The organism is Stutzerimonas chloritidismutans AW-1 (assembly GCF_000495915.1).
Taxonomy (GTDB): Bacteria; Pseudomonadota; Gammaproteobacteria; order Pseudomonadales; family Pseudomonadaceae; genus Stutzerimonas; species Stutzerimonas chloritidismutans.
Window position 1 is genome coordinate 101,876 of the sequence record NZ_AOFQ01000054.1, and the last position, 21,878, is coordinate 123,753.

Consider the following 21,878-nt stretch of genomic DNA (forward strand, 5'->3'; position numbering starts at 1 on the left):
CATGAAAGACCCGAAGACACTGCTGCGGGTCAGCATCATTGGCACAACCCTCGTGGCGCTGTGTTGCTTCACCCCTGTTCTGGTCATTTTGCTCGGTGTGGTCAGCTTGTCCGCGCTGACCGGCTATCTGGACTATGTGCTGCTGCCTGCGCTGGCGATTTTCATCGGCTTGACCATCTACGCCATCCAACGAAAACGCCAAGCCGATGCCTGCTGCACCCCGAAATTCAATGGAGTAAAAAAATGACCGAAATCACCGTGAATGGCATGACCTGCACATCCTGCGCCACCCATGTCAAAGATGCTTTGGAAAAGATTCCCGGCGTGAATGCCGCTGTGGTGTCCTATCCAGAAAGCCGCGCGCAAGTCATGGCAGACACCGCCGTGAGCCACAACCAACTGCTGGCCGCCATCGCCGCATTGGGTTATCAAGGCTCGATCCGGGTTGGTGATTTCAAAGATGAACCAAAAATCCGTGATGCACTTGAGGGCGCCGGTTTGCATATCGCCATCATTGGCAGCGGCGGGGCCGCGATGGCGGCGGCGCTGAAGGCCGTCGAGCAAGGCGCGACGGTCACGCTGATCGAACGCGGCACCATCGGCGGCACCTGCGTCAATATCGGCTGTGTGCCGTCCAAGATCATGATCCGCGCTGCCCATATTGCCCATCTGCGCCGGGAAAGTCCGTTCGACGGCGGTATTGCGGCAACTGTGCCTGCGATTGACCGCAGCAAACTGCTGGCCCAGCAGCAGGCCCGTGTCGATGAACTGCGGCACGCCAAATACGAAGGCATCCTGGACGGCAATCCAGCCATCACCGTTTTGCACGGTGAAGCGCGTTTCAAGGACGACCAGAGCCTGGTCGTCCGTTTGAACGAGGGTGGCGAGCGCGAGGTAACGTTCGACCGCTGCCTGGTCGCCACCGGTGCCAGTCCGGCCGTGCCGCCGATTCCGGGCCTGAAAGAGTCACCCTACTGGACTTCCACCGAAGCGCTTGTCAGCGACACCATTCCCGCACGCCTGGCCGTGATCGGTTCGTCGGTGGTGGCGTTGGAACTGGCGCAAGCCTTTGCCCGGCTCGGCAGCCAGGTCACGATCCTGGCACGCAGCACCTTGTTCTTCCGGGAAGACCCGGCCATCGGCGAGGCCGTGACAGCCGCTTTCCGCGCCGAGGGCATCGAGGTGCTGGAGCACACGCAAGCCAGCCAGGTCGCCCATGTGAACGGCGAATTCGTGCTGACCACCGGACACGGTGAATTGCGCGCTGACAAGTTGCTGGTTGCCACCGGTCGGGCACCGAATACGCGCAGCCTCGCGCTGGACGCGGCGGGGGTCACTGTCAATGCGCAAGGGGCCATCGTTATCGACCAAGGCATGCGCACGAGCAACCCGAACATCTACGCGGCCGGCGACTGCACCGACCAGCCGCAGTTCGTCTACGTGGCAGCGGCCGCCGGCACCCGTGCCGCGATCAACATGACCGGCGGCGACGCAGCCCTCAATCTGACCGCGATGCCGGCAGTGGTGTTCACCGACCCGCAAGTCGCCACCGTGGGCTACAGCGAGGCGGAAGCGCACCACGATGGCATCGAGACCGACAGTCGCACGCTGACACTCGACAACGTTCCGCGAGCGCTTGCCAACTTCGACACACGCGGCTTCATCAAGCTGGTCATCGAGGAAGGTAGCGGACGGCTCATCGGCGTGCAGGCGGTGGCCCCGGAAGCGGGCGAACTGATCCAGACGGCGGTGCTCGCCATCCGCAACCGCATGACGGTGCAGGAACTGGCCGACCAGTTGTTCCCCTACCTGACAATGGTCGAGGGGTTGAAGCTTGCGGCGCAGACCTTCAACAAGGACGTGAAGCAGCTTTCCTGCTGCGCTGGATAAAAAAAGGAGGTTTTCAATGAGCGCCTACACCGTGTCCCGGCTGGCCCTTGATGCCGGGGTGAGCGTGCATATCGTGCGCGACTACCTGCTGCGCGGATTGCTGCGTCCGGTGGCGTGCACCCCGGGCGGCTATGGCCTGTTCGATGATGCCGCCTTGCAACGGCTGTGCTTCGTGCGGGCGGCCTTCGAGGCGGGCATCGGCCTGGACGCGCTGGCGCGGCTGTGCCGGGCGCTGGATGCTGCGGACGGCGATGAAGCGGCCGCGCAGCTTGCCGTTCTGCGCCAGTTCGTCGAGCGTCGGCGCGAAGCGTTGGCCGATCTGGAGGTGCAGTTGGCCACCATGCCGACCGAGCCGGCACAGCACGCGGAGAGTCTGCCATGAACAGCCCCGAGCGCTTGCCGTCCGAGACGCACAAACCGATCACCGGCTACCTGTGGGGCGCGCTGGCCGTGCTCACCTGTCCCTGCCATTTGCCGATTCTCGCCATTGTGCTGGCCGGCACGACGGCCGGCGCGTTCATCGGAGAGTACTGGGGTATCGCAGCCCTCACGCTGACCGGTTTGTTCGTCCTGTCTGTGACACGACTGCTGCGGGCCTTCAAAGATCGATCATGAGCGCTTCCCATTGAGACAAACCACGCTGTCGCTACGTTGCCTCATGCCGGCATCAAATTCGGCTGAGTAGCTTCTCGCCATCTGGACGTAGCTCACCCTTGGGTGAAACATGCCGATACAGGGTCTGCCGCGTGACGCCAAGTTCCTGGCACAGGTCGCCGACCTTGGTCTCTGGCTGACCCATTGCCGCCATCGCCAGCCGCAGCTTGGCGGCGGTCATCTTGAACGGCCGGCCGCCTTTCCGCCCGCGCGCGCGGGCCGAGGCTAGGCCGGCAATCGTGCGCTCCGCGATCAACTCGCGCTCGAACTCGGCCAGGGCGGCGAAGATGCCAAAGACCAGCTTGCCGGCGGCGGTCGTGGTGTCGATGGCCGCGCCGTGCCCGGTTAATACCTTCAAGCCGATGCCGCGCCCAGTCAGGTCGTGCACGGTGTTGATGAGATGTCGCAGGTCGCGTCCGAGCCGATCCAGTTTCCACACGACCAGTGTGTCGCCAGTTCGCAACGCCTTCAGGCAGCTCGTCAAGCCGGGCCGATCCTCGCGCATGCCGGATGCCTGGTCCTCGTAAAGATGTACTGGATCGACCCCGGCGGCAATCAGCGCGTCGCGCTGCAAATCGGTAGCCTGGGAGCCGTCCGCCTTCGATACCCGCATGTAGCCTATCAGCATGTCGTACCTGTCACATATACGCTCGATTATGTGACAGTGTGAACCGGAAAGTTCTGGTCGTCAAAATTTGTCACTTAACCCGTCATTCTGTCTAAGACATGCAAAGGGCTCATCAGGCTCGTAATGTGACAAAAATTCCGTGGGGATGCCTTCCTTCGCGAAGGTAGCGCGCAACTGTTCCAGGGAAGCGGGGTCGCGCCGACCATAGGAAGCCAACGCGAACAGCGAGCGTGCCGTCTCGGGGCCGTGCCGCGCTTCAATGATGGCCTCATCAATGGCCTTGACCGCACGCTGCCAGTGATCGACGGGTTCGGGCTTCGGCGTTTTCGCCGACAGGCCACTGGTGAACCCGGTTTGGGGCTCGGACCAGAACAGCTTTGCATGCTCGCCTGGCGGGCTAATATCCCTCACCTCAATCAAGCTGATTGCCGTTGCCGCCGCCTCCAGCATCTGCAATCGTACTGCCGGGTTCAGGGTTTCATACGGTCGCCACAGACTTTGCCCAGCACGCAGCGGATGCCCGCAGCCTTCCCATACTTGGCGGAGATACCCCGCGCAGGTTCCGCACGTCGAAAGCGGGGTGTTCAGCTCATCGAGCAGCGTGCGTATTAGCCGAAACCACAATCCAGCGTGGATGCGTCGGCGCGGCAGCTCCACATGGCCGGTCGTCAGTGCCTGCCAGGTACGCCGGTCCATCACTGCAATCGCGTCGCTGGCGGTGCGCGGCGCAGTGTCGGCGTTATCCCAGCCGAGAAACCGCCCAGGCACGCCCCAATAGGATTCCAGCCAGCAACCATGCAGCGGGCAGCTCAGCATCAGGGGCAGCTTCCATGCAAGCAGTACGGCTTGGTTTGCCGGGTCGTTCAGACAGAGCGGACAGGCGCGATGTATCGGCTGGCTGGGCAGCCAGGCACGCCAGTTCGTGATGGATCGCGTCCTACGGCGGAGTTTCGGCAGCAGCACCGAGAGCTGGAACGCATAGGTTTCCAATGCGTCTGGAATCTGATCATCAAGGCTATCCAGTAGCCAAGGCACCCAGCCGGCGAAACTCATGCAACGCAGCCGGTCCAGCTCGATGCCGCTCCGCTGGAAGAGCATCATCAGCAGCGACAGTGGTGGCGCGGTATCCAGGTCATCAACCTGGCCGTGACCAAGATCGTGCTCCAGCAGGTCGGACACCTCCATGTGATAGCAAAGGGCCACGCGGTTGAGCCATGAAGACAAGGCTTCGCCTTCCTTGGGAGCCGGATGCAGCGGCCAGCGTGGCGCTGGCTTCACATCAGTTCCCGCTCGAATTGCCGACGCCGCTCGCTTGGGCCGGTGTAATCGGCCATGCTGAGCGTGCGGTGGTTGATCGCTTCCTCGCCGCTCTCCACGGCGACGAGGGCCGCCGCCATCAGCAAGTGCGCCAGTTCGCCGATGGTGCCCTCGCTGCGTGTGAGCAGGTAGCGGGCCATGTCCAGCGTGGCAATCGACGAGGGTCGCCGCAATGGAAGCGAAGCGGCGAAGCTGGCCAGCAGTGAGCAGCAATCGTCGTTGGCCTCCCACACCGGCAGCATCATGGGCTCGAAGCGGTTTTCCAATTGGTCATCCGAGCGGATGGCCAGGTAGGCGTCGCGCGTGCCGACCCCGACCAATGGGATGCGCAGCTCATTGCCGAGGAAGCGCAGCAGGTTGAGAAATTCCCGCCGGTTGACGCTGTTGCCGGCCAAGACGTTGTGCAGCTCGTCGATCACCAGCATGCGCACGCCGACCTTGCGCAGCAGTGCCAGCGCCAGTTGCTCCATTTCCGGCAGCCGTGGGCGCGGGCGCAATGGTGCCCCCATCGCGGCAAGTAGCGCGACGTAGAAGCGGATCACCGACGGTTCGGACGGCATCTGCACGACCAGCACCGGCATGTGTTCCTGGTCCGCGTCGGAGCTGGCCGGATGCGTGCGCCGGAATTTCTCGATGATCATCGACTTGCCGTTGTTGGTCGGGCCAACCAGCAGCAGGTTGGGCATGCGTTGCTTGTTTGGCCACGCATACAGGGTTTCCAGCCGGTTCAGCGCCTCGACCGCGCGCGGGTAGCCGATCCAGCGGTCGGCGCGAAGGCGCTGGATGCGCTCGTCCGCCGGCAGCCGAGCCAGCCCCTGTGCCGCTGGCAGCAGGTGTGACAAGTCGATGATGGGATATTCGTCCACGGCTACCACTCCTCGATCTGGTCGAACGGTTTGGCCGGAGGCAGGTTGTCTGCCTGCGGATCAGCAACGTCCGTTTTCGGCGGAATCGGCTTTTTCGGCGGGGGGGAGGCCTTGTCCGGCGGAGGCGATGCCTTGAGGTGCTGGCGTCGATCCGCGTCGCGCCGCGCCTTGCGCGTGGCCTTCTGTGCGGTGGTCACGATCTCGCGCATCTGCCCGATCATGCGGAACAGCGCCGACTCATCCACCTGTTCGCGTCCCTGCTGCCGCAATTTCGTCAGCGCCTGCCGTTGTTCCCAGAGGGTGACAGCCGGGTGCGACAAGGTACGGTAGGGGATTTCCAGGTAATGCTGCCCCTCCGGTTCCAGCACCCAGATACGGCTGATGTCACGCGGGTCGCGCCGGATCAGGAAAGCGGGCAAGCGGTCGCGTCGTGCGATCCACGGTTTGAGCGCATCGGCGTAGTAGTGAATGTGGTCGATGACAAAGCCGGTGCGAGTCAGAGTACGGCGAATGATGGGCAGGAAATCGACCAAAAAAGCCAAGGCGCGGGTGACGACAGCCGGTACACCGACACGCGCCACGGCTTCTGACCAGCGCGCCGCCGGCGGCTGAAGCAGGCCGTTGTGCACAGAGCCGTGATAGGTGCCCACCGCCAACGTGAGCCAGCGCTCCAGCTCACGCAATGTCAGGGCGGCCTTGTTTTCGGAATCGTAGTCCCCGCGCTGGTCAGGGTTGGAGAAGGTCGTCCCTGGCAATTCATCGTGGATCATCTGCATCGCCGTACCGATGATCCGTTCCACGATGCCGCCGTAGTGCGGCTGCCCTGGCGGACGATAGTCCAACCGGATGCCGTGCTGCTCGCAGCCACGGCGCAGCGCCTCGCTCTTGAACTCGGCCGCGTTGTCCAAGTAGAGCAGCCTGGGCTTGCCGCTCATCGGCCAATCCATTTCTATATTCAGACCCTCCAGCCAGGGACGCTTGTCGCAGGCGACATGCACAAGGCACAGGCCGACCGAAACAGATGACGGCGCTTCCAGCGTGACGACCATGCCGAGCACGCAGCGGGTAAACACGTCGATGGCGATGGTCAGATACGGACGGCCAATCGGTTGCCGGTCGCGCTCGTCCACCACGATCAGGTCGATGACCGTGTGATCAATCTGCACTTGTTCCAGTGGCGCGGTCACGGCGGGAGGCTCACCACCGACACCTTGCAGGCTGCGGGACGCATCCTGACCTTCCCGGCGGCGAGTGGCCTTGAGCGGGTCGAGGCCGGCGATCCGCAGGGCCAAAGTGTTGCGCGCCGGCACCCGTAGCTTTTGCGCTTTGCAAGCCTGCGCGACCTCGCGGTGGAACGCCGCCAGGCTACGCTTCTGCTTGGTCAGGAAGCGCTTTTGCAGCAACTCGCGGATGATGCGCTCAACTGATTCCGGCAAGCGTCCCTTGCCTTTTCCGCCGCCGGACTGGCCGGGAACCAGGTCCGTCACAAACCCAGCACCTTGCCGGGCACGCCGGATCAGGACATACACCTGCCGCCTGGATAGGCCCAGCGCTTGAGCAGCGGCATCGGCGGCTTCATGCCCAACCACTTCAAGCGCTGCCAGCGGCCCGATGATTTCGGTCCGGTGCCGGGCCTGTGCCCATGCCGCATCGGGCAGGGTGGCCACGCCCTGCTCGGCAATTGGTAATGTGTCTGACGCCATGCTCACACCTCGCTTTGGTGCACACGAGTATTGAGCATAGTCGAGATTGGTGCAGATGACTTCTGATATTGCGTTGTCAGGAGTCGCCTGCACATCTGGCGTTACGCCCCGTCAATTGGTGCAGTCGTCTTCTGAAAATGACACAGAAGCTCGTCTGGAATAGGTGTGCCATAAACGACCGTTTACGGGATGGATGGGCTCGTCAATTTCAGGCGCTAAATGCGACCGAAAACGAAGCCCAGGATATTTTTTCTCGCTCAACATTTCCTTTAGCAGCTCAGCACCTGAGCTGAATGGAGGAATGACCGTGAAGCAGAGTTTCCACTCACATTTTGATCGGGACTTGACCAGGGCCGGTTCGGCGATCCTCAAGAAGGCAGCCCGACGCGGGCTCCTCAGTCAACACGAGGCAATGATCCACGACCATCAGTGGGCACAGTTTAGTATTTACGCCAAGGAGTCTCATGACGTGGATATCCTAGAGCTCGTCAATAAAAAACTGGTACGGCAATACGGCGAAGAACTCTGTACGCAGGTGTACCACGGGAATCTTTCGGTGCAGACCGCGGAGGGTCTTCTTGAGACCGTGAGTTCAGTTATGGCCCTCGGGACCAGTGGTGACTGGAAAGTCGTGATGCCTGATATTGGCTTTCCTGGCCATGCACGGATTACGGCCCCACACAGCCTTGATCAAGCGCAGTTCGAAGCCGCAGTGGGAGATGTTCAGGCCCGTCTATCAGAGCATCTGGCGGTGGTGTTGATGTTAGTGCGGCACCTCGGCATCTCATTACGTGAAGCTGTTTTCTTCGACGCCCAAGCGGCTCTGGAGGCAGCCAAGGGGGATGGATGTATTTCCCTGGAAAGCGGAAAAGAAGGGCCGTATACACAGAGGATAATTAACATCTCGATGCCAAAGCAGATCGCCGTTTTGGAGACGGCATTCGCCGTCCAAGATGTTCATCGCTATCCACAATCAAAGCAGACATGGCGGCTCTGGAAGCAGAACAGCTTACCTGCTGCCAAGGAGATTTTACTTTTTCATGGGCTGAGCTTCTGTGATTGCCGAGCAGCATTTGCATGTGAGCTTTACAAGCAGTGGTCCGGTCATGAAGCCCCGATTCTTGGAGGGAGCGCTCCTAACATCGAGGATCTAGAGGCGCGGGATCACGTCGCCTACGAGCTCGGGAATTTGCGTATCTGGGAAACTGATGCGTACGTCGGTACCCGTGTCAACCTGCGGAAGGAAGCCGCCGGTACCAATCGCTAAGCCATCACACAGCAGATTTGGGATTAGGTCAGACGCCCTTAACCTTGGCAGACCTCGAAACAAAGGAGTCAGGGTATGGATCGTTTTGAATTGCTTGTATACGCCGTGCTTGCCGTCATCAGTGCGCTGACTATCGCAGGTGTAATTGGCTATATGGTCGCAGCGCACCTGGACACGAAACACGGCGACGATTGAGCCTTCAGCGGCACGACCAGATACCTGCAACAGACTGTCCGCTGCCCTTTGGCAGCGGGCGCTTACCCAATCCATCGGCCCGACACCCTACTGCTGCGATAAGCACTATTTCCCCAAGCCTATGAGGTCACGGGACGACTTCGTATTGGCTGGCAGTTTCCGCGCCATAGAGAAAGTGAGCGGAGCGCCGAAGCGTTTAGTTCAGCAACATGCACACTCGCCATGTGGCGAGCTAGCTTGCCCAGCACGCTAAAACTCGCGCGCCGACTCGCGGGCAACATCTCATCTTGGGTTTTCCGAAAGCTACCGGAGAGTGTCTAGCGACCTCATCTATCCGGAGCACCACCATGGAATTTCGTCACCTCGGTAACGGGCAGTACTTCCCACCTATTGCACCAAACGGTCGGGTTTACGCTGTACCTCTTGGGCAGGAAGCCCAGGTAGAAATTTTCTGCCTGACCCCAGTAGGCATCATGGGCGCGGGCATCCAATTGCACTGGTCAGAAATCGTTGGTTGTTACTACGACGACGAATCATGGGAGATCATCCCGCGCAACTACTCGGGACGAGGGATGCGCTTCCGCAGAGGCCTATCCTGCATCATGGTGATCGCAGGCAACGAGGCACTCACGACCCACATCCAAGGCTACCCCATCCCCATCTGCGTAATGAACCGCATTGCATTCGAACAGCAGCGAGGCAGCGAGGGGTAGCGCGTTACCGTCACCACCCGCTGCGCGACACAGGTACCAGCTGGAACGGCACCTACCAATGTTTATTTTATGAAAGTGAAGCCTTTCACTACTAATACAAATCAAAGCTGGCCGGCTGACTTGGTCGTAAGCGTCACTGCTAATAGCAAATACGGCCTCCGCCCCCGCCTGCATGGGCCTGCTGGCTGACAACGAGTAGATTTAGCGCCCTACACTGCTTATAGCCCGAACCCGTCGCCTTCCCTGGTCAAGCGCAGCAATATATCTCGCCGTAGTTCACTGCTGATACGAGAAAGCCCCGCCAGACCAAGCTGCACGGGGCTTTCGGGATTTACAATCGGGTCAAATCTGTTCGGCACTGCTTATAGGTACTCAGCCGCTACCCTGCCGAATAGAGGTCGCCATGATTAAGCGCTTGGTATCTAGACAGCTTCTTCTCATAAGCGACCAACGTCCGACGTAGCTGACGATTCTCGCTCGCAACGCGGCGAATCTCCGCAAGCCGCCCCTCAACTTGCAGAACGAGGTGACGGTATGGATATTCAACAAACTCAAACGAGGAAGCCGGGTATTTATGTTTGCCATTCCCCTTGGCAATAGTCAGAGGCGCGAATTTGTTTTTTTGTCCTTGCAGCGGCACCAGTTTGCACCAGTAGATTGAATACGCATTCGGGCTCACCTGCTTGATTGATACGCCGGCCACAACAGATTTGACCCCGGTCTTTTTGTACAGCTTCATGGACGCATCCACATAGCTTGCTACCAAGCACCTCGCGTCCGTAAGCAACTGCTCGTACTGCTGATCAAGCAGGGTGACTATCGTTTGTGCTTCTTTGCTCATGACCAAGGCTCTCTTCGCTGTAAGAGCCAAAATGGTGACCGATCGTTTAGCCCCCGGAATTCGATTTCAGACGGTTTTATCGGCGGAAATCTACCGAAAGTGGGTGGAATGGCTGACACGGTGAGCCCTGCCCCACATCAGATAGTCGACAGATGACGACATGCCATATGCAGGCAAAGCGGGGCATGCAAAGGCCGCACAACAGATGACGACGGCACGCCTCCCTCGGTATCAGGAGCGGAATGAGATCAACAGATCAATAAAGGTCTTCATCTATGACTGGCTACAACCGGCCAATGGCAGTACTGATTCAGTCACCGCTTTCGGGCACTGCTATTCAGCGAAATGCAGTCCGAGTGAGCGTCCGCAACGTAAGCCATCTGCGCAAGCGCGCAATCATTGGAGAGGTGAGCGGACCAACGCTCTCCGATACTGGTTGCAGGTATGTCCTGCCTAGGCATACCGAGAGACAGGCACTGTTCGGCGAGAGCGGCGAGCTCGTTGCCCTGCACCGGATGCTCATATAGAGCGGCACGCTAGGTAATGCAATTAGACGCAGGTCTGATTGAGCGGTGTATGGGTATCAAAGTGCTATACCTTCTTCCATCTATCGCACCAAGGAAGAGCAATGGCCAAGCACCCACAGCACCCACAGCACCCACAATACATCCCGGTCATCAAATGGCAGTCTTGGGAGCAGAGAGCTCTTGAGCAGATCGAGACTGCGCTTCGTTCTCGAGTTCGGCCATGCATTGAGGTTCGTACCTCCAAGCAGCACCTGAATTTGATGAATAAGCTGCAGAAGGTCTGGCAGCAGGAGGTGCTGGTGGACTATGCCAACCCCAGCGGCCAACTGACCCACACTCGCCAAACCGAGCTTCTAGATTTTCTTCAGCACGCTGTGCAGCAAAAGCTGTTGGTCTCGCCGGTACTTGGACCGTCGTACCTCGCAAGCATGGGGGCGAGGTTCACGAAGCTGGCTGCGTATCTGCCTTTTGTAACTATACGCCTGCGTTTGAGCGCACTTTCTGTACCGGCCGACAAGCTGCAACTTGCACAGGGAGCGTTTGGCTGGCTCAAGGCCGCAGGTATCAAAAGCACACTGATTATTGATCTTGGCGTGAGCCCGAAGGACTGGCAGCCGTCAGAGGTCGCCAGCTTTGGTCAGGATTTGCGGTCTCTCGCCGCAATTGGCTACGAGTCGATTCACGTTATCTCCGGTGCATATCCAGCAAGTCTGGCGTCGGTGAAAACAGGTGCCGGGACCTTCAAGAGGGCCGACTGGCTGTTCTGGAACGATGTGAACGCCAACGTGCCTGATCTGGCAGTGGGCTTCGGCGACTATGGAACGCTTTCTCCTGAGTGGACAGAGCAGGTTCTGGAGCGACGTAGCAACCGCATCGCGTTGCGCTATACCCGAGATGATAACTGGTTGATTTTGCGGGCTGGCGGAAAGACGTCCAGTGATTCGATTGCTATCTCTGAAATCTTGGTGAATACCTACTCGAAAGACTTCAAGGGTGCTGGGTATTCCTTTGGCGACCTCTTACTTTCTGAGCGGGCGGACCCAAATTTCCCAGCGAAGAAGAAGCGCTGTGGTCACTACCACATCACTGAAGCGTGGAGTCACCACATAGCATACGTGCTCAAAGAGCAATACTGACTATGGTCTTTGCACGCTCAATAAGGCATTGACGAACCCTCTCCTTGAGTGAGCTCAGGGGGAGGAGCTCGGCAACCTTCGCTTGGATAATGTAGAGGCTTTTGCTCTTGAAGCCCCGGGTGATCCCTTGCTCTTCCAGAATCTGCAAAGCTTCTTCGCGCTTCAGTAAGGTGACAAGCACGTCAGGCTCGTGGCGCTTGTTAGGCTTGGCTTTGCGCACCTGCTTAAAGGATTTTCCCTCTTCCTCAGGCACCACCATCACGCCCCACCAGGGCGGTAGCATTGGCATGGCTTTTTTCAGATGGCATTGCGCAGTAACTAAAGTGACCTGATCAAACGCTCTGGCATAGCGCGAGCCCTGCCCTACGAGGCGTTTCAGGGAGTCTGTTGCGCTTTTTATCTCGTAGCAGTGCATGTCCGCGACTTGCACTAGGTCGGCACGGATCTCACCACCATTGAGCTCCACCTCTTCTAGGAAATGAAAAGCGGTGTCGGACATGCCGGTTGCCAGGTGGTGGGTCAGGGCAATTTTGATTTCTGCTTCGCGCATGGCTGATTCTCAAGGAGGCGGCAATCATGCCGGAATCTTGCAGCCTTGGCTGTGATTCCCGACATAACGACGTAAGTCTTGCTACTGTATCAATCTATGCAAATATGCTAATAATATAGCATGAATCGCCTTAAGCCGTTACCCCAAATCATCTCCGAACTGCTGCGGTTCTTTACCGCGAGCGGTAATGGCACAAGTGCTGATATTGCTAGACGCACAGGAATAAACCAGTCGCAGATTCATCGCAATCTCTTTGGTAAGCCAAAGCGGGTAACTGAGACGCATAGGCGCCTATGCAGATATGCAAAAATATCCATTGAAGTAGAAGCCGCAGATCCTCGTTCAAGCGCTATTCTGATGGGAGCGCTCGAATCGATCTGGGACGGGAGCGACGACCATGCTCGTCGGCTTGCACGCCTGCTCTTTGCGCACAACCAGGCAGGCATGAGAAAATGACTTCAAGGAAAGGCGTTAGAGGAGGTTGTATATGCACGACGCAAAGACTCCGATAACCGTTAAATCCGCATTCGAAAGCCTCCAAGTTGCAGGCTACCCCCGAGCGTATGTCACAAAGCTGCTGCCTGATTGGTGGGATAACAGCCTTCTGAAAACAAGTTCGGGCGTGTTCCAGTTCGCTCTGATCCTGAAGCAACGACTGGGTCTTGAGGTGAATTTCGGGCAAGACGGCGTTCTGGCTATTGAGCCAGGAGCAGCTCGTGCCAATTTCAAGCATCGAGCGGATACTCGGGTAGATGAACTCAATGTCGCAGCTGGCCTCGGTATAGCTTTGGCACGCCTAGCGATATTTGCAGCACGAAGGCCCTACAGGGAGTTGCCTGCCGAATCATCAGAGATCTATCGGTTGGTTCGTGAGCGCTCAGGGCGCGCCACAGTTGACTATGAGGGGTTGCTGGATCTGTGCTGGGCACATGGCATCCCAGTGCTTTTCCTCAAGGAAATGCCAAGAAATACGAAGCGCATGACCGGAATGGCGGTCATGGTCAACGGCCGTCCAGCAATACTACTGGGCTACAATCACGCTCAGCATTCCAAGCAGCTCTTCGTGCTCGCTCATGAGCTTGCGCACATCCTGTGCGGGCATGTTCAGGACAACGGCGTCTTGATTGACGAGGATATTGCTGATGTCCGTGAGGGGCTTGAAGGGGGCGCACAAATTCGACGTGATGATCAGGAGCGTGAAGCGGATACCTTCGCTCTAGGGCTGATTAGAAATGACCAAATGACCATCATGCGACAGATTCCTCGACAGGGATCTGCTGCTGTCTTGGCTTCTGCGGCGATCAAGCTCAGCCAGGATACAGGGGTCGACCCAGGGCACCTGATTCTTTCGTATGCGAAAGAGCATGACGACTGGATCGGGGCCATCCAGGCATTGAACTTCATTGAGCAACCAGTCGGAGCTATCGAACTACTTCGGCAGCGATTCCTCGCGAATACGGTCTCCGATGCAATCAGCGAGGAGAGTGCGGAGCACCTCCTATCCATGCAGGGAATTGGGGGAAAGTAGGGCTTTGTATCTGCTCGATAGCGATGCTGCTAAGAAAATCTGCCAATACCACCTACTTCATGAGTTAGCCGGGGCGCTGGGGTGTGGCCTTGAAAGTTTTGCTGTGCTACCTCAGCTCAAGTTTCAGTTGAGACTTGCGAACGATGGTAAAGCACTAGCGAAGCTGGGAACCGACGAGGCCGTTGATCTTGCTAGGCAGTTGATAGGGGCTGCTACGGAGGTTGAGATCCTGGCAGAGTCCGCTAATCCCCTTCTTCTGCTCGGCCGGCCCGATATTGACTCTGGAGAGGTGACGCTTTTCGCTGCGCTGCATGGCAATGATGCTGAGCTTCTAAGCGGTGATAAACGAGCTTACGTGGCGCTATCCAAGGTCGAGGGTGTGCAAGAAACGGAAGCTCTATGGGCTAGGCTGCTGTGCCTAGAAGAAGCCCTCTATCTCATTATGCGCAGTACAGACTTTCAGCTCGTGTCGGACAAGGTTCGGGCGAAGCCTTGCGTCGATACTGCATTAAGCATTGCCTTCGGGCGTGCCGCGGCGAACACTCCTGAAGCTGTTTTCGAGGCCCTATTGAGTTACATGCAGGCCTTAGCGAAAGACACTGGCGGCAGGTACATTCTCCCCGATTAAAGGGCCGTGAGAATCTTCTTACGCGCCTGGTCTGAACCATAAGCCCGCTCATAAATGCCTACCCATAGCCAATAGGGCCTGTCACCAGCGGCTGCATCTGGCCGGCTTGTAATGGCCTGCTGATTCCGGATGAAATTCATCTGTCAGCAATCCAAAAACCAGTTGTAAAACTGATATCCCGCGACCACCGACACAGCGCAGGTTACAAGGGCTAACAAAGGCCACTGCCCCTCAACGCCAAGCCACCACTGCACTTTGAACAGAAACGCTCCTACCAACACGCACGCCAGAACACCAAGAGCCAGGCCAACCAAAGCGAACAATCGAGCCCCTAACCCTGGGTTTCCGCCGTGCCAGTTCTCACTAAGGCAGAAGGGACAGTGATTCGACGACGGCGAATAGCCCCAGAAACCACGGCTATATGTCGCTCTTGGAACCATGGCTTTGCCACAGTTGTGACAGGTAACCATCGAGTGTCTCATACCGCACCTCAGCTCAAATCGTCCTAGATGAGCCCATGGTGCGCTACCGCTGAAAAAACCCAACTACGTGACCTGACATCTACCCAGCGCCCGGTCTGAGATGGGCTCAAACCCTCGCAACCAGATAACCGAGGTTATGCTGTACACGACCGCCCCCATTAAATGCTCGCCGGTGGCTGACTGGCCTCGCCCGGTCGCAGAACGTTAATCCAGGACGCCAGTTCAACTCCTCAAACAGCCGCCCATCGGAAAAACATGCATGGGGGCACTTATGGGGGCATTTAAGAATAAATCTATAAATAAACCAATATAAAACAACAGGTTACGAATTTACTTTCAATCCCCCCGGCTCCACCAAATACAAAGCCCCGAGAATCTCAAGATTCTCGGGGCTTTTTTTCGTGTATCGGAAAATACTGGAGGCCTCGGCACGCTTCCCCTTGCACGTTCACGCTCTCGTGCAAGGCTTTGGTAGCGACTCGGCCACTCCACTGGGTCACCCCACCGCTAGCCCCGTCCTAGAAGTGAACGCCGATCAGAATCAGCTGCTGCACTGACGATCACTTAAGAGAGCGCCCAGAAGTTCAGGCAGCCACGTGGGCTTGAATAGGGATGCGGCTTGGTCCTGCATTTCGTTCAAGCTCCACCACTTCCATTTCTGAATGGTGCTCTTTTCTTCTTCGGTCCATTCTGCCGCGAACACGCTCGTGTCCGCTGGGCATTCCACGAGGAAGTACTTCTCCAGCCAGCGCGCCGGTGTCGAGCGTGCTACGGCATATACCTCATCTCGTTCTTTGAGCAGCTTTCCGACGTGAAGCGTTAGGCCGGTCTCCTCATACAGCTCCCTTGCTGCTGCATCGGCGTAGCTTTCGCCAGGTTGTAGCTCGCCCCCGGCGGTCGCCCAGAAGGGCGCTTCATGCTCGTCTTTGTACAAGAAAAGTAAAAGGCGTCCATCAGCATCCACGATGAACAATCGAGAGGATTTTCTGACCTGCATTCGTACCTCACTGTGGCTCCGAGCGAATGCGCCATAACCGACGCGAAGCGCCAGACTACCGCGGTTGACTCTCGCGGGGCAGACGGGGTCCAGCGCTCAGGTCTCGAGGCTTTCGCGGCAGCGGCCTTCGACGAACCATGCGATGCGATATGCGCCGGTTGGGGCGGCGCCCGTCCATGCTCTATGCTGGTTCAGTCGATCAGCCCCTTATCAAGGAGCCCAAATGCCCAGCCTCGAATATCTGATTACCTGCCTGGTCGTCGTGCTGATACCCGGCGCGGGGGTGATTTATACGGTTTCGACGGCGCTAATGCACGGCCGTCGCGCCGGTATTCTGGCCGCGACGGCCTGTACGCTCGGGATTCTGCCGCATCTGCTGGCGACCATTCTCGGTGTCGCGGCGATCCTGCATTCCAGTGCGCTGGTCTTCGAGACTCTGCGCTATGCAGGTGCCGCCTACCTGCTCTATCTCGCCTATGCGACCTGGCGTGACCGCTCTGCGCTGGCGGTGGGCGGCGATAGTGAACCACTCAGGGTTCGATCGCTGGTTGCGAAGGCGCTGCTGGTCAATCTGCTGAACCCGAAACTGACCATTTTCTTCCTGGCCTTCCTGCCGCAATTCATCCGGCCGGGCGCAGGTGACGAGCTTGGGCAGCTGCTCGTTCTCAGCGCGACTTTCATGCTGATGACATTCGCCATCTTTACTGTCTACGGCCTGCTGGCGCACGCCTTTCGCAAGGCGGTTATCGAATCGCAGCGCGTTCAGGCCTGGTTGCGCCGCGGCTTCGCGGCATCATTTGCCGGTCTCGGTGAACCTGGCCTTGGCCGACAGATGAGCCCCCAGGCCTTTGACGCGACCAAGCAAACGCCACGGCAACGGTTCTAGCTTCACCGATCAGGCGGACCGTGCCTTTCTGTATGACGTCGGCACTGAGCAGCCTGAAGGAGCCGTTTTACCGCAGTCGATCAGGCGCAATTAGAGCTGGCCTAGCTAAACCCTGCCGCCAGTCCAGCGGGGCGGATTCAGTCATCCATAAATCGCCGGCTCGCGATAATGCCGGGTGCAGGCCTCGCCGTTCTCGCGGAACAGGTGGCACTTGTCAGCCTTGAGCCCGGCGGCGAAGGTTTCGCCTTCGGTGACGCGCAGGTTGCCGTCGACGCAGAGGGTGATGACGTCCTGCAGGCGCTCCAGGGTGAGGTAGAGCAGGTTGTACTGGCCCAGCCGTTCGGCCACGGTGATCTGGCCGTGGAAGGTGAAGTCGGCTTCGTCCGGCATGACGAAGTGTTCGGGGCGGATGCCGAGGGTGAGCGGGTCGCCGGGGCTGACGGCGCTGCCATCCACCGGCAGGGTCAATGGGTAACCGCTGGGCAGTTCCACGGTGACGGCTTCCGGGCTGGCGGAGACGGCGCGCACCTCGACGAAGTTCATCTGCGGCGAGCCGAGGAAGCCGGCAACGAAACGGTTCTGCGGGTAGTGGTACAGGTGCAGCGGTTGGCCGACCTGGGCGATTTCGCCGGCGTTGAGCACGACGATCTTGTCGGCCAGGGTCATGGCTTCGACCTGGTCGTGAGTCACGTAGATCATGGTGGAGCGGATGCGCTGGTGCAGACGGGCGATCTCGATGCGCATCTGCACGCGGAGGAAGGCGTCGAGGTTCGACAGGGGTTCGTCGAACAGGAACACCTTCGGCTCGCGGACCATGGTGCGGCCGATGGCGACGCGCTGGCGCTGGCCACCGGAAAGGTCCTTGGGTTTGCGTTCGAGCAGTTTGTCGAGCTGCAGGATTTCCGCGACCGCTTCCACGCGACGGGCGATCTCGCGCTTATCGACGCTGGCAAGCTTGAGGCCAAAGGCCATGTTCTCGGCCACGGTCATGTGCGGATAGAGGGCGTAGGACTGGAAGACCATGCCAACTGAACGATCCTTGGGCGGCAGGTCGTTGACCCGCTGGTCACCGATCAGCAGATCGCCCGAGGTGATGTCCTCCAGCCCGGCGATCAGTCGCAGCAGGGTGGATTTGCCGCAACCGGATGGACCGACGAAGACGACGAACTCACCGTCCTCGATTTCCAGGTCGATATGCCGGGTGATCGGCGTACCGTCGTAACTCTTGCAGATGTCGCGCAGCGTGACACTGGCCATCGTTGTTGTTCTCCGTTGGATGCCGCCAAGCTCTCGTTATCTGGTGCAGCGGAGGGCCAACCCCGCCGCTGCCGGATCTCGCTCAACCCTCGAGACGCACGTAGCCGAAACCATGGGCCGGCAGGCGCGCCCATTGCCCATCGTATTCGGCGAAGCTCGCCGGCACGTCCACCAGCGGCACCGCCTGGGCCGGCAGCTCGTAGCTGCGCGGCAGATCGCCGAGGTTGAACAGGCACAGCCAGACCTCCCCCCCGAGCCGGCGCTCGAACACCAGCAAGGCGTCGTCATGGTAGACCATGCGGATGTCACCCTCGATCAGCAGACGCTGCTCGCGCCGCCAGCCGAGGAAGCGCCGGTAGCAGTTGAGCATCGAGTGCGGATCGGCTTCCTGCGCCGCCACGGAAAGCGAACGGTGCGAGTCGTCCACCGGCAACCACGGCTGGCTACCGGTAAAGCCGGCATGATGCGCCTCGCTCTGCCACGGCATCGGCGTGCGGCAGCCGTCGCGGCCCTTGAATTCCGGCCAGAAGGTAATGCCGTACGGATCGACCAGATCCTCGTAGCGCAGTTCCGCTTCCGGCAGGCCCAGCTCCTCGCCCTGATAGAGGCAGACACTGCCGCGCAGGGACAACAGCAATGCCATCAGCAGCCGGCCGCGCTCCGGGTCGGGCCGGCCATTGAGGGCCCAGCGCGTCATCACCCGCACCACATCGTGGTTGCCCATGGACCAGCACGACCAGCCGTCCGCCAGTTCGCGCTCGATGCCCTCGACGGTATGCCGGATATAGGCCGGGCTGCACTGTTCGGTCAGCAGGTCGAAGGAGTAGGCCATGTGCAGGGTGTCGCCGCCGCTGGTGTAGGCGGCCATGGTGCGCAAGGATTCGTCGCAGCCGATCTCGGCCACCGAGGAGGCGCCGGGATAGCGCTGCAGCAGGGCACGCAGACGGCGAAGGAATTCCAGATTCTCCGGCCGCGTCTTGTCGTAGATGTGGCGCTGGTAGGCGTAGGGGTTGTCGATGCGCACGCCGATGCTGCCCTCGCGGATCTCGGTGTTCGGCGGGTTGTCGCGCAGTTCGGCGTCGTGGAAGTAGAAGTTCGCAGCATCCAGGCGGAAACCGTCCACGCCCAGTTTGAGCCAGAACTCCATGTCGTCGAGCACCTGATCCTGCACGGCCGGACAATGGAAGTTCAGGTCCGGTTGGCTGGAGAGGAAGTTGTGCAGGTAGTACTGCCGGCGCCGGCTGTCCCAGCTCCAGGCCGGACCGCCGAACACCGACAGCCAGTTGTTCGGCACGGTGCCGTCCGGCTTGGGATCGGCCCAGACGTACCAGTCGGCCTTGTCGTTGTCGCGGCTGGAACGGCTTTCGACGAACCACTGATGCTGGTCGGAAGAATGGTTGAGCACCTGGTCGATCAGCACGCGCATGCCGCGTTCGTGGCAGGCCTCGACCAACCGGACGAAGTCGTCCAGCGTGCCGAACAGCGGATCGACGCCGCGGTAGTCGGCCACGTCGTAGCCGAAATCCTTCATCGGCGAGGTGAAGAAAGGCGATAGCCAGATGGCGTCGACGTTGAGGCTGGCGATGTAGTCCAGCTTGTGCAGCACGCCGGGCAGGTCGCCCACGCCGTCGCCGTTGCTGTCGAAGAAACTACGTGGGTAGACCTGATAGATCACCCCGCCGCGCCACCAATTCTGAAGTTGCTCGGACATACAACGTTACCTATGAGTGACCAGTGAAGATGTGGCCACTCTAGGTGCGGCATCCGGTCGCAACATCCTCCGGCGGCGGGGTCTTGCAGGCGTAAGGGTCGGGCGTAGACGGCGCGCTGGCCGAGGGCGTAGACGGCGACAGCGAGCCGGTCAGCGTATCCGCGCCGGATTGCCGACTACCGTGGCACCGGCCGGCACGTCACGGGTCACCACACTGCCGGCGCCGATCACCGCATCGTCACCGACCGTCACGCCGGGGAGGATGATCGCTCCGCCGCCAATCCAGACATTCTTGCCAATACGGATCGACCGGCCGAACTCGACGCCCGAGCGGCGTGCTTCAGGGTCACGCGGGTGATCGGCGGTGTAGAGCTGCACCGCAGGACCAATCTGCGCACCGGCACCGATATGCACCGCGACCACATCGAGAATCACGCAGTTGAAGTTGAGGAAGGCGCCCTCGCCCAGGTGGATGTTGTAGCCGTAGTCGCAATGGAACGGCGGGCGGATCACCGCGCCGGCACCGACCGCAGCCAGCCGCTCGGCCAGCAGCGCCCGACGCTCGTCCGGCGAGGCCGCCAGCGCTGCGTTGTAGCGCACCATCCAGGCCTTGGCCGCGGCCTGATCGGCAAGGATCTCCGGGTCACCGGGGTAGTACAGCTCGCCGGCCAGCATCTTCTGTTTCTCGCTCATCGCCATGGCAACGCCTCCATCTCTGAAGGCCCGAGGGTGCCACAGCCTGGCGCTGCGCTCCTCCTCCCCCGCCCGGCGGCGAGCGGGCGAGGCGATAGACGGTTCGGCCCGGCGCCTTCGCATCCACCGGCGGGCTCGACTAGGGTTGATGCACTGCCCAATCGCCTCTGGAGCACTGCCTGTGAAACTGATCGGTCGCTACATGTCGCCTTTCGTCCGCCGCGTCGGCGTCAGCCTGCATCTGTTGGACATACCATTCACCAACGAACCGCTCAGCGTCCTGACGGATAGTCTGAAGATTCGCGAATACTCGCCGCTGGGTCGCTTGCCGGCGCTGGTGCTGGACGATGGCCAGGTGCTGATCGACAGCAACGCCATTCTCGATTATTTCGATCAGCAGGCGGGCGCCGAGCGCGCACTGCTGCCGCTGTCCGGCCCCCAGCGCAGCGAGGCGATGAACCTGCTGGCCTTCGCCGTCGGTGCCTGCGAGAAAACCGTGGCGGCCTACTACGAACGCGATCGGCGGCCAGAAGGGCTGGTCTGGGACGACTGGTACCGCCATTGCGAGGATCAGGCGCGCGGCGCGCTGGCATTGCTGGATACGCACCAGGCCGAGCGCGGCGAGCGGCCCTTGCTCGGCGAGCGCATGAGCCAGGTGGATATCAGCGCGGTGGTCGCCTACGACTTCGCCCGTATCACCCTGCCCGACACGCTGGCGCCGGACGGCACCTTTCCGCACCTGGCCTCCGCGTCGCAGCGCGCCAACGCCCTGCCCGCCTTCGCCCAGACGCAGTGGAAGGGCTGAGCGAGGTCCTGCAGTCCAAGCGCTATCGGCGCATTGCCGTTGAGTTCAGCGCGGCGCGCGAACCTGGGCCACTACCTCGTCCAGGGTGGGGTTGGCCTTGCCCATGCCATTGAAGAACACGGCGGGAATGCCACCGTTTAGCACCGCGACTGTGCGCTGGAGCTGCGCCTGCTGCTCGGCGTTGGGGTTGCTCGTCTCGGTACTGAAGTGACTGGAGCGTTGCACCGCGATGCCCATACGGGAAAGCCCGGCCGCCAGTTCGTCGGCCCGCCGCGCTTCATCAGAAGGGCAGTTGACCGGTGCGAAAACCATCACCACACCCGGGCGCGCACCACCGGGCATCGCCACCGAGATAAACCCCGAGGGGCTACTTGTCGTGCCTGCCTGGAGCAGCATCTCCTGCTGATGCCCGCTCCACAGCTTGTAGCCGAGACCCAGGACGGCGGCGATAAACAGCACGCGGGTCAGGCTCATGGGCGGCCTCCGTCGTGCTGTACTGCGCCCGGCGCGCGCCGGGCGGTTCGCTGAGCTGTCGTCATCATCCACCACATCCCTGTTGTGCTGTACGGCCCGCGAGCATAGCCGGTCGCATCGGCGGCGGCGA

At 60.0% G+C, this 21,878-nt stretch carries 23 protein-coding genes and 1 pseudogene; 13 read left to right on the top strand and 11 right to left on the bottom strand.

The genetic code is table 11. The features are described from left to right. Position 1: 1 nt before the first annotated feature. From merF to merE, 4 genes are read left to right on the top strand one after another with little or no spacing between them, the layout of a single operon-like run. The gene (merF, locus tag F753_RS41840) at positions 2-247 is read left to right on the top strand and encodes a mercury resistance system transport protein MerF (RefSeq protein WP_023083081.1); all 246 of its coding nucleotides are present in this window, start codon (positions 2-4) and stop codon (positions 245-247) included. Next, positions 244-1,890, top strand: a complete 1,647-nt coding sequence (gene merA / locus F753_RS41845; protein ID WP_000136268.1) for a mercury(II) reductase — start codon at positions 244-246, stop codon at positions 1,888-1,890. Before merF ends, merA begins: the two co-directional genes overlap by 4 nt. Positions 1,891-1,906: 16 nt before the next feature. Further along, positions 1,907-2,272: a mercury resistance co-regulator MerD gene (gene merD / locus F753_RS41850; RefSeq protein ID WP_003465059.1), complete on the top strand. Its 366-nt coding sequence runs from the start codon at positions 1,907-1,909 to the stop codon at positions 2,270-2,272. Further along, positions 2,269-2,505 carry a broad-spectrum mercury transporter MerE gene (gene merE / locus F753_RS41855; RefSeq protein ID WP_001087809.1) on the top strand — a complete coding sequence of 79 codons (237 nt, stop codon included), beginning with the start codon at positions 2,269-2,271 and terminating at the stop codon, positions 2,503-2,505. Before merD ends, merE begins: the two co-directional genes overlap by 4 nt. Before the next feature lie 52 nt (positions 2,506-2,557). Here merE and F753_RS41860 read toward each other — a convergent pair whose 3' ends face one another. From F753_RS41860 to F753_RS41875, 4 genes are read right to left on the bottom strand one after another with little or no spacing between them, the layout of a single operon-like run. Then, positions 2,558-3,172 carry a recombinase family protein gene (locus F753_RS41860; protein WP_000904941.1) on the bottom strand — a complete coding sequence of 205 codons (615 nt, stop codon included), beginning with the start codon at positions 3,170-3,172 and terminating at the stop codon, positions 2,558-2,560. A 60-nt stretch (positions 3,173-3,232) separates the two neighbouring features. After that, positions 3,233-4,450, bottom strand: a complete 1,218-nt coding sequence (locus F753_RS41865) for a TniQ family protein (protein WP_023446189.1) — start codon at positions 4,448-4,450, stop codon at positions 3,233-3,235. Continuing rightward, on the bottom strand, positions 4,447-5,355 hold the full coding sequence (locus tag F753_RS41870; protein ID WP_003830789.1) for a TniB family NTP-binding protein: 909 nt from the start codon (positions 5,353-5,355) through the stop codon (positions 4,447-4,449). The genes F753_RS41865 and F753_RS41870 overlap by 4 nt, the downstream gene beginning before the upstream one ends. 2 nt (positions 5,356-5,357) lie before the next feature. Next, positions 5,358-7,022: a Mu transposase C-terminal domain-containing protein gene (locus tag F753_RS41875; RefSeq protein WP_023446190.1), complete on the bottom strand. Its 1,665-nt coding sequence runs from the start codon at positions 7,020-7,022 to the stop codon at positions 5,358-5,360. Positions 7,023-7,359: 337 nt separating this feature from the next. On the opposite strand from F753_RS41875, the gene F753_RS41880 reads away from it, so the two are divergent. Together F753_RS41880 and F753_RS41885 are read left to right on the top strand one after the other, a co-directional pair. Continuing rightward, positions 7,360-8,325 carry a site-specific integrase gene (locus tag F753_RS41880; protein ID WP_023446191.1) on the top strand — a complete coding sequence of 322 codons (966 nt, stop codon included), beginning with the start codon at positions 7,360-7,362 and terminating at the stop codon, positions 8,323-8,325. Positions 8,326-8,867: 542 nt separating this feature from the next. After that, positions 8,868-9,233, top strand: a complete 366-nt coding sequence (locus F753_RS41885) for a hypothetical protein (protein WP_023446193.1) — start codon at positions 8,868-8,870, stop codon at positions 9,231-9,233. Between the two features lie 379 nt (positions 9,234-9,612). On the opposite strand, the gene mobI is transcribed toward F753_RS41885, so the two are convergent. After that, positions 9,613-10,074 (bottom strand): conjugative transfer protein MobI(A/C), encoded by a 462-nt coding sequence (mobI, locus tag F753_RS41890; protein ID WP_023446194.1) that lies wholly within the window; start codon positions 10,072-10,074, stop codon positions 9,613-9,615. 296 nt (positions 10,075-10,370) lie between these two features. On the opposite strand from mobI, the gene F753_RS49215 reads away from it, so the two are divergent. Beyond that, positions 10,371-10,601, top strand: a complete 231-nt coding sequence (locus tag F753_RS49215; RefSeq protein WP_237141279.1) for a triose-phosphate isomerase — start codon at positions 10,371-10,373, stop codon at positions 10,599-10,601. 101 nt (positions 10,602-10,702) lie between these two features. Then, entirely contained in the window at positions 10,703-11,737 is a 1,035-nt protein-coding gene (locus F753_RS41895) for a beta family protein (RefSeq protein ID WP_023446195.1), read from the top strand. Here the strand turns inward: F753_RS41895 and F753_RS41900 are convergent. Beyond that, positions 11,721-12,287: a sce7726 family protein gene (locus F753_RS41900; RefSeq protein WP_023446196.1), complete on the bottom strand. Its 567-nt coding sequence runs from the start codon at positions 12,285-12,287 to the stop codon at positions 11,721-11,723. The two genes, F753_RS41895 and F753_RS41900, sit on opposite strands and share 17 nt — an antisense overlap. Before the next feature lie 120 nt (positions 12,288-12,407). Here F753_RS41900 and F753_RS49615 point away from each other — a divergent pair, with 120 nt between their 5' ends. From F753_RS49615 to F753_RS41910, 3 genes are read left to right on the top strand one after another with little or no spacing between them, the layout of a single operon-like run. Beyond that, positions 12,408-12,743, top strand: coding sequence for a helix-turn-helix domain-containing protein (locus F753_RS49615; protein WP_125875252.1), 336 nt, complete (start codon positions 12,408-12,410; stop codon positions 12,741-12,743). A 31-nt stretch (positions 12,744-12,774) separates the two neighbouring features. Continuing rightward, positions 12,775-13,815, top strand: a complete 1,041-nt coding sequence (locus F753_RS41905; RefSeq protein WP_023446197.1) for an ImmA/IrrE family metallo-endopeptidase — start codon at positions 12,775-12,777, stop codon at positions 13,813-13,815. A 4-nt stretch (positions 13,816-13,819) separates the two neighbouring features. After that, entirely contained in the window at positions 13,820-14,443 is a 624-nt protein-coding gene (locus F753_RS41910; protein WP_125875254.1) for a hypothetical protein, read from the top strand. Between the two features lie 1,023 nt (positions 14,444-15,466). Here the strand turns inward: F753_RS41910 and F753_RS41915 are convergent. Next, positions 15,467-15,922, bottom strand: coding sequence for an NUDIX hydrolase (locus tag F753_RS41915; RefSeq protein ID WP_023446199.1), 456 nt, complete (start codon positions 15,920-15,922; stop codon positions 15,467-15,469). A 223-nt stretch (positions 15,923-16,145) separates the two neighbouring features. Here F753_RS41915 and F753_RS41920 point away from each other — a divergent pair. Beyond that, positions 16,146-16,758, top strand: a pseudogene (locus tag F753_RS41920) (LysE family translocator). A gap of 191 nt (positions 16,759-16,949) precedes the next feature. On the opposite strand, the gene malK reads toward F753_RS41920, so the two are convergent. From malK to F753_RS41935, 3 genes are all read right to left on the bottom strand, one after another. After that, the gene (malK, locus tag F753_RS41925; protein WP_023446201.1) at positions 16,950-18,065 is read right to left on the bottom strand and encodes a maltose/maltodextrin ABC transporter ATP-binding protein MalK; all 1,116 of its coding nucleotides are present in this window, start codon (positions 18,063-18,065) and stop codon (positions 16,950-16,952) included. Between the two features lie 82 nt (positions 18,066-18,147). After that, complete coding sequence (locus F753_RS41930; protein WP_023446202.1) at positions 18,148-19,776, bottom strand: alpha-glucosidase; 1,629 nt, start codon at positions 19,774-19,776, stop codon at positions 18,148-18,150. Positions 19,777-19,926: 150 nt separating this feature from the next. Further along, entirely contained in the window at positions 19,927-20,475 is a 549-nt protein-coding gene (locus tag F753_RS41935) for a sugar O-acetyltransferase (protein WP_023446203.1), read from the bottom strand. 175 nt (positions 20,476-20,650) lie between these two features. On the opposite strand from F753_RS41935, the gene F753_RS41940 reads away from it, so the two are divergent. Then, the gene (locus F753_RS41940) at positions 20,651-21,274 is read left to right on the top strand and encodes a glutathione S-transferase family protein (RefSeq protein WP_023446204.1); all 624 of its coding nucleotides are present in this window, start codon (positions 20,651-20,653) and stop codon (positions 21,272-21,274) included. Positions 21,275-21,319: 45 nt separating this feature from the next. Here the strand turns inward: F753_RS41940 and F753_RS41945 are convergent, their stop codons facing one another. After that, positions 21,320-21,748 carry a hypothetical protein gene (locus F753_RS41945; RefSeq protein WP_023446205.1) on the bottom strand — a complete coding sequence of 143 codons (429 nt, stop codon included), beginning with the start codon at positions 21,746-21,748 and terminating at the stop codon, positions 21,320-21,322. Positions 21,749-21,878: the final 130 nt, after the last annotated feature.

Coding starts and splice junctions, on each gene's coding strand:
- merF (WP_023083081.1), top strand. CDS start 2: ATGAAAGACCCGAAGACACTGCTGCGGGTCAGCATCATTGGCACAACC.
- F753_RS41905 (WP_023446197.1), top strand. CDS start 12,775: ATGCACGACGCAAAGACTCCGATAACCGTTAAATCCGCATTCGAAAGC.
- F753_RS41930 (WP_023446202.1), bottom strand. CDS start 19,776: ATGTCCGAGCAACTTCAGAATTGGTGGCGCGGCGGGGTGATCTATCAG.
- F753_RS41945 (WP_023446205.1), bottom strand. CDS start 21,748: ATGAGCCTGACCCGCGTGCTGTTTATCGCCGCCGTCCTGGGTCTCGGC.
- F753_RS41885 (WP_023446193.1), top strand. CDS start 8,868: ATGGAATTTCGTCACCTCGGTAACGGGCAGTACTTCCCACCTATTGCA.
- mobI (WP_023446194.1), bottom strand. CDS start 10,074: ATGAGCAAAGAAGCACAAACGATAGTCACCCTGCTTGATCAGCAGTAC.
- F753_RS41915 (WP_023446199.1), bottom strand. CDS start 15,922: ATGCAGGTCAGAAAATCCTCTCGATTGTTCATCGTGGATGCTGATGGA.
- merD (WP_003465059.1), top strand. CDS start 1,907: ATGAGCGCCTACACCGTGTCCCGGCTGGCCCTTGATGCCGGGGTGAGC.
- F753_RS41900 (WP_023446196.1), bottom strand. CDS start 12,287: ATGCGCGAAGCAGAAATCAAAATTGCCCTGACCCACCACCTGGCAACC.
- F753_RS41935 (WP_023446203.1), bottom strand. CDS start 20,475: ATGGCGATGAGCGAGAAACAGAAGATGCTGGCCGGCGAGCTGTACTAC.
- F753_RS41880 (WP_023446191.1), top strand. CDS start 7,360: ATGACCGTGAAGCAGAGTTTCCACTCACATTTTGATCGGGACTTGACC.
- F753_RS49615 (WP_125875252.1), top strand. CDS start 12,408: ATGAATCGCCTTAAGCCGTTACCCCAAATCATCTCCGAACTGCTGCGG.
- merA (WP_000136268.1), top strand. CDS start 244: ATGACCGAAATCACCGTGAATGGCATGACCTGCACATCCTGCGCCACC.
- merE (WP_001087809.1), top strand. CDS start 2,269: ATGAACAGCCCCGAGCGCTTGCCGTCCGAGACGCACAAACCGATCACC.
- F753_RS49215 (WP_237141279.1), top strand. CDS start 10,371: ATGGCAGTACTGATTCAGTCACCGCTTTCGGGCACTGCTATTCAGCGA.
- malK (WP_023446201.1), bottom strand. CDS start 18,065: ATGGCCAGTGTCACGCTGCGCGACATCTGCAAGAGTTACGACGGTACG.
- F753_RS41860 (WP_000904941.1), bottom strand. CDS start 3,172: ATGCTGATAGGCTACATGCGGGTATCGAAGGCGGACGGCTCCCAGGCT.
- F753_RS41895 (WP_023446195.1), top strand. CDS start 10,703: ATGGCCAAGCACCCACAGCACCCACAGCACCCACAATACATCCCGGTC.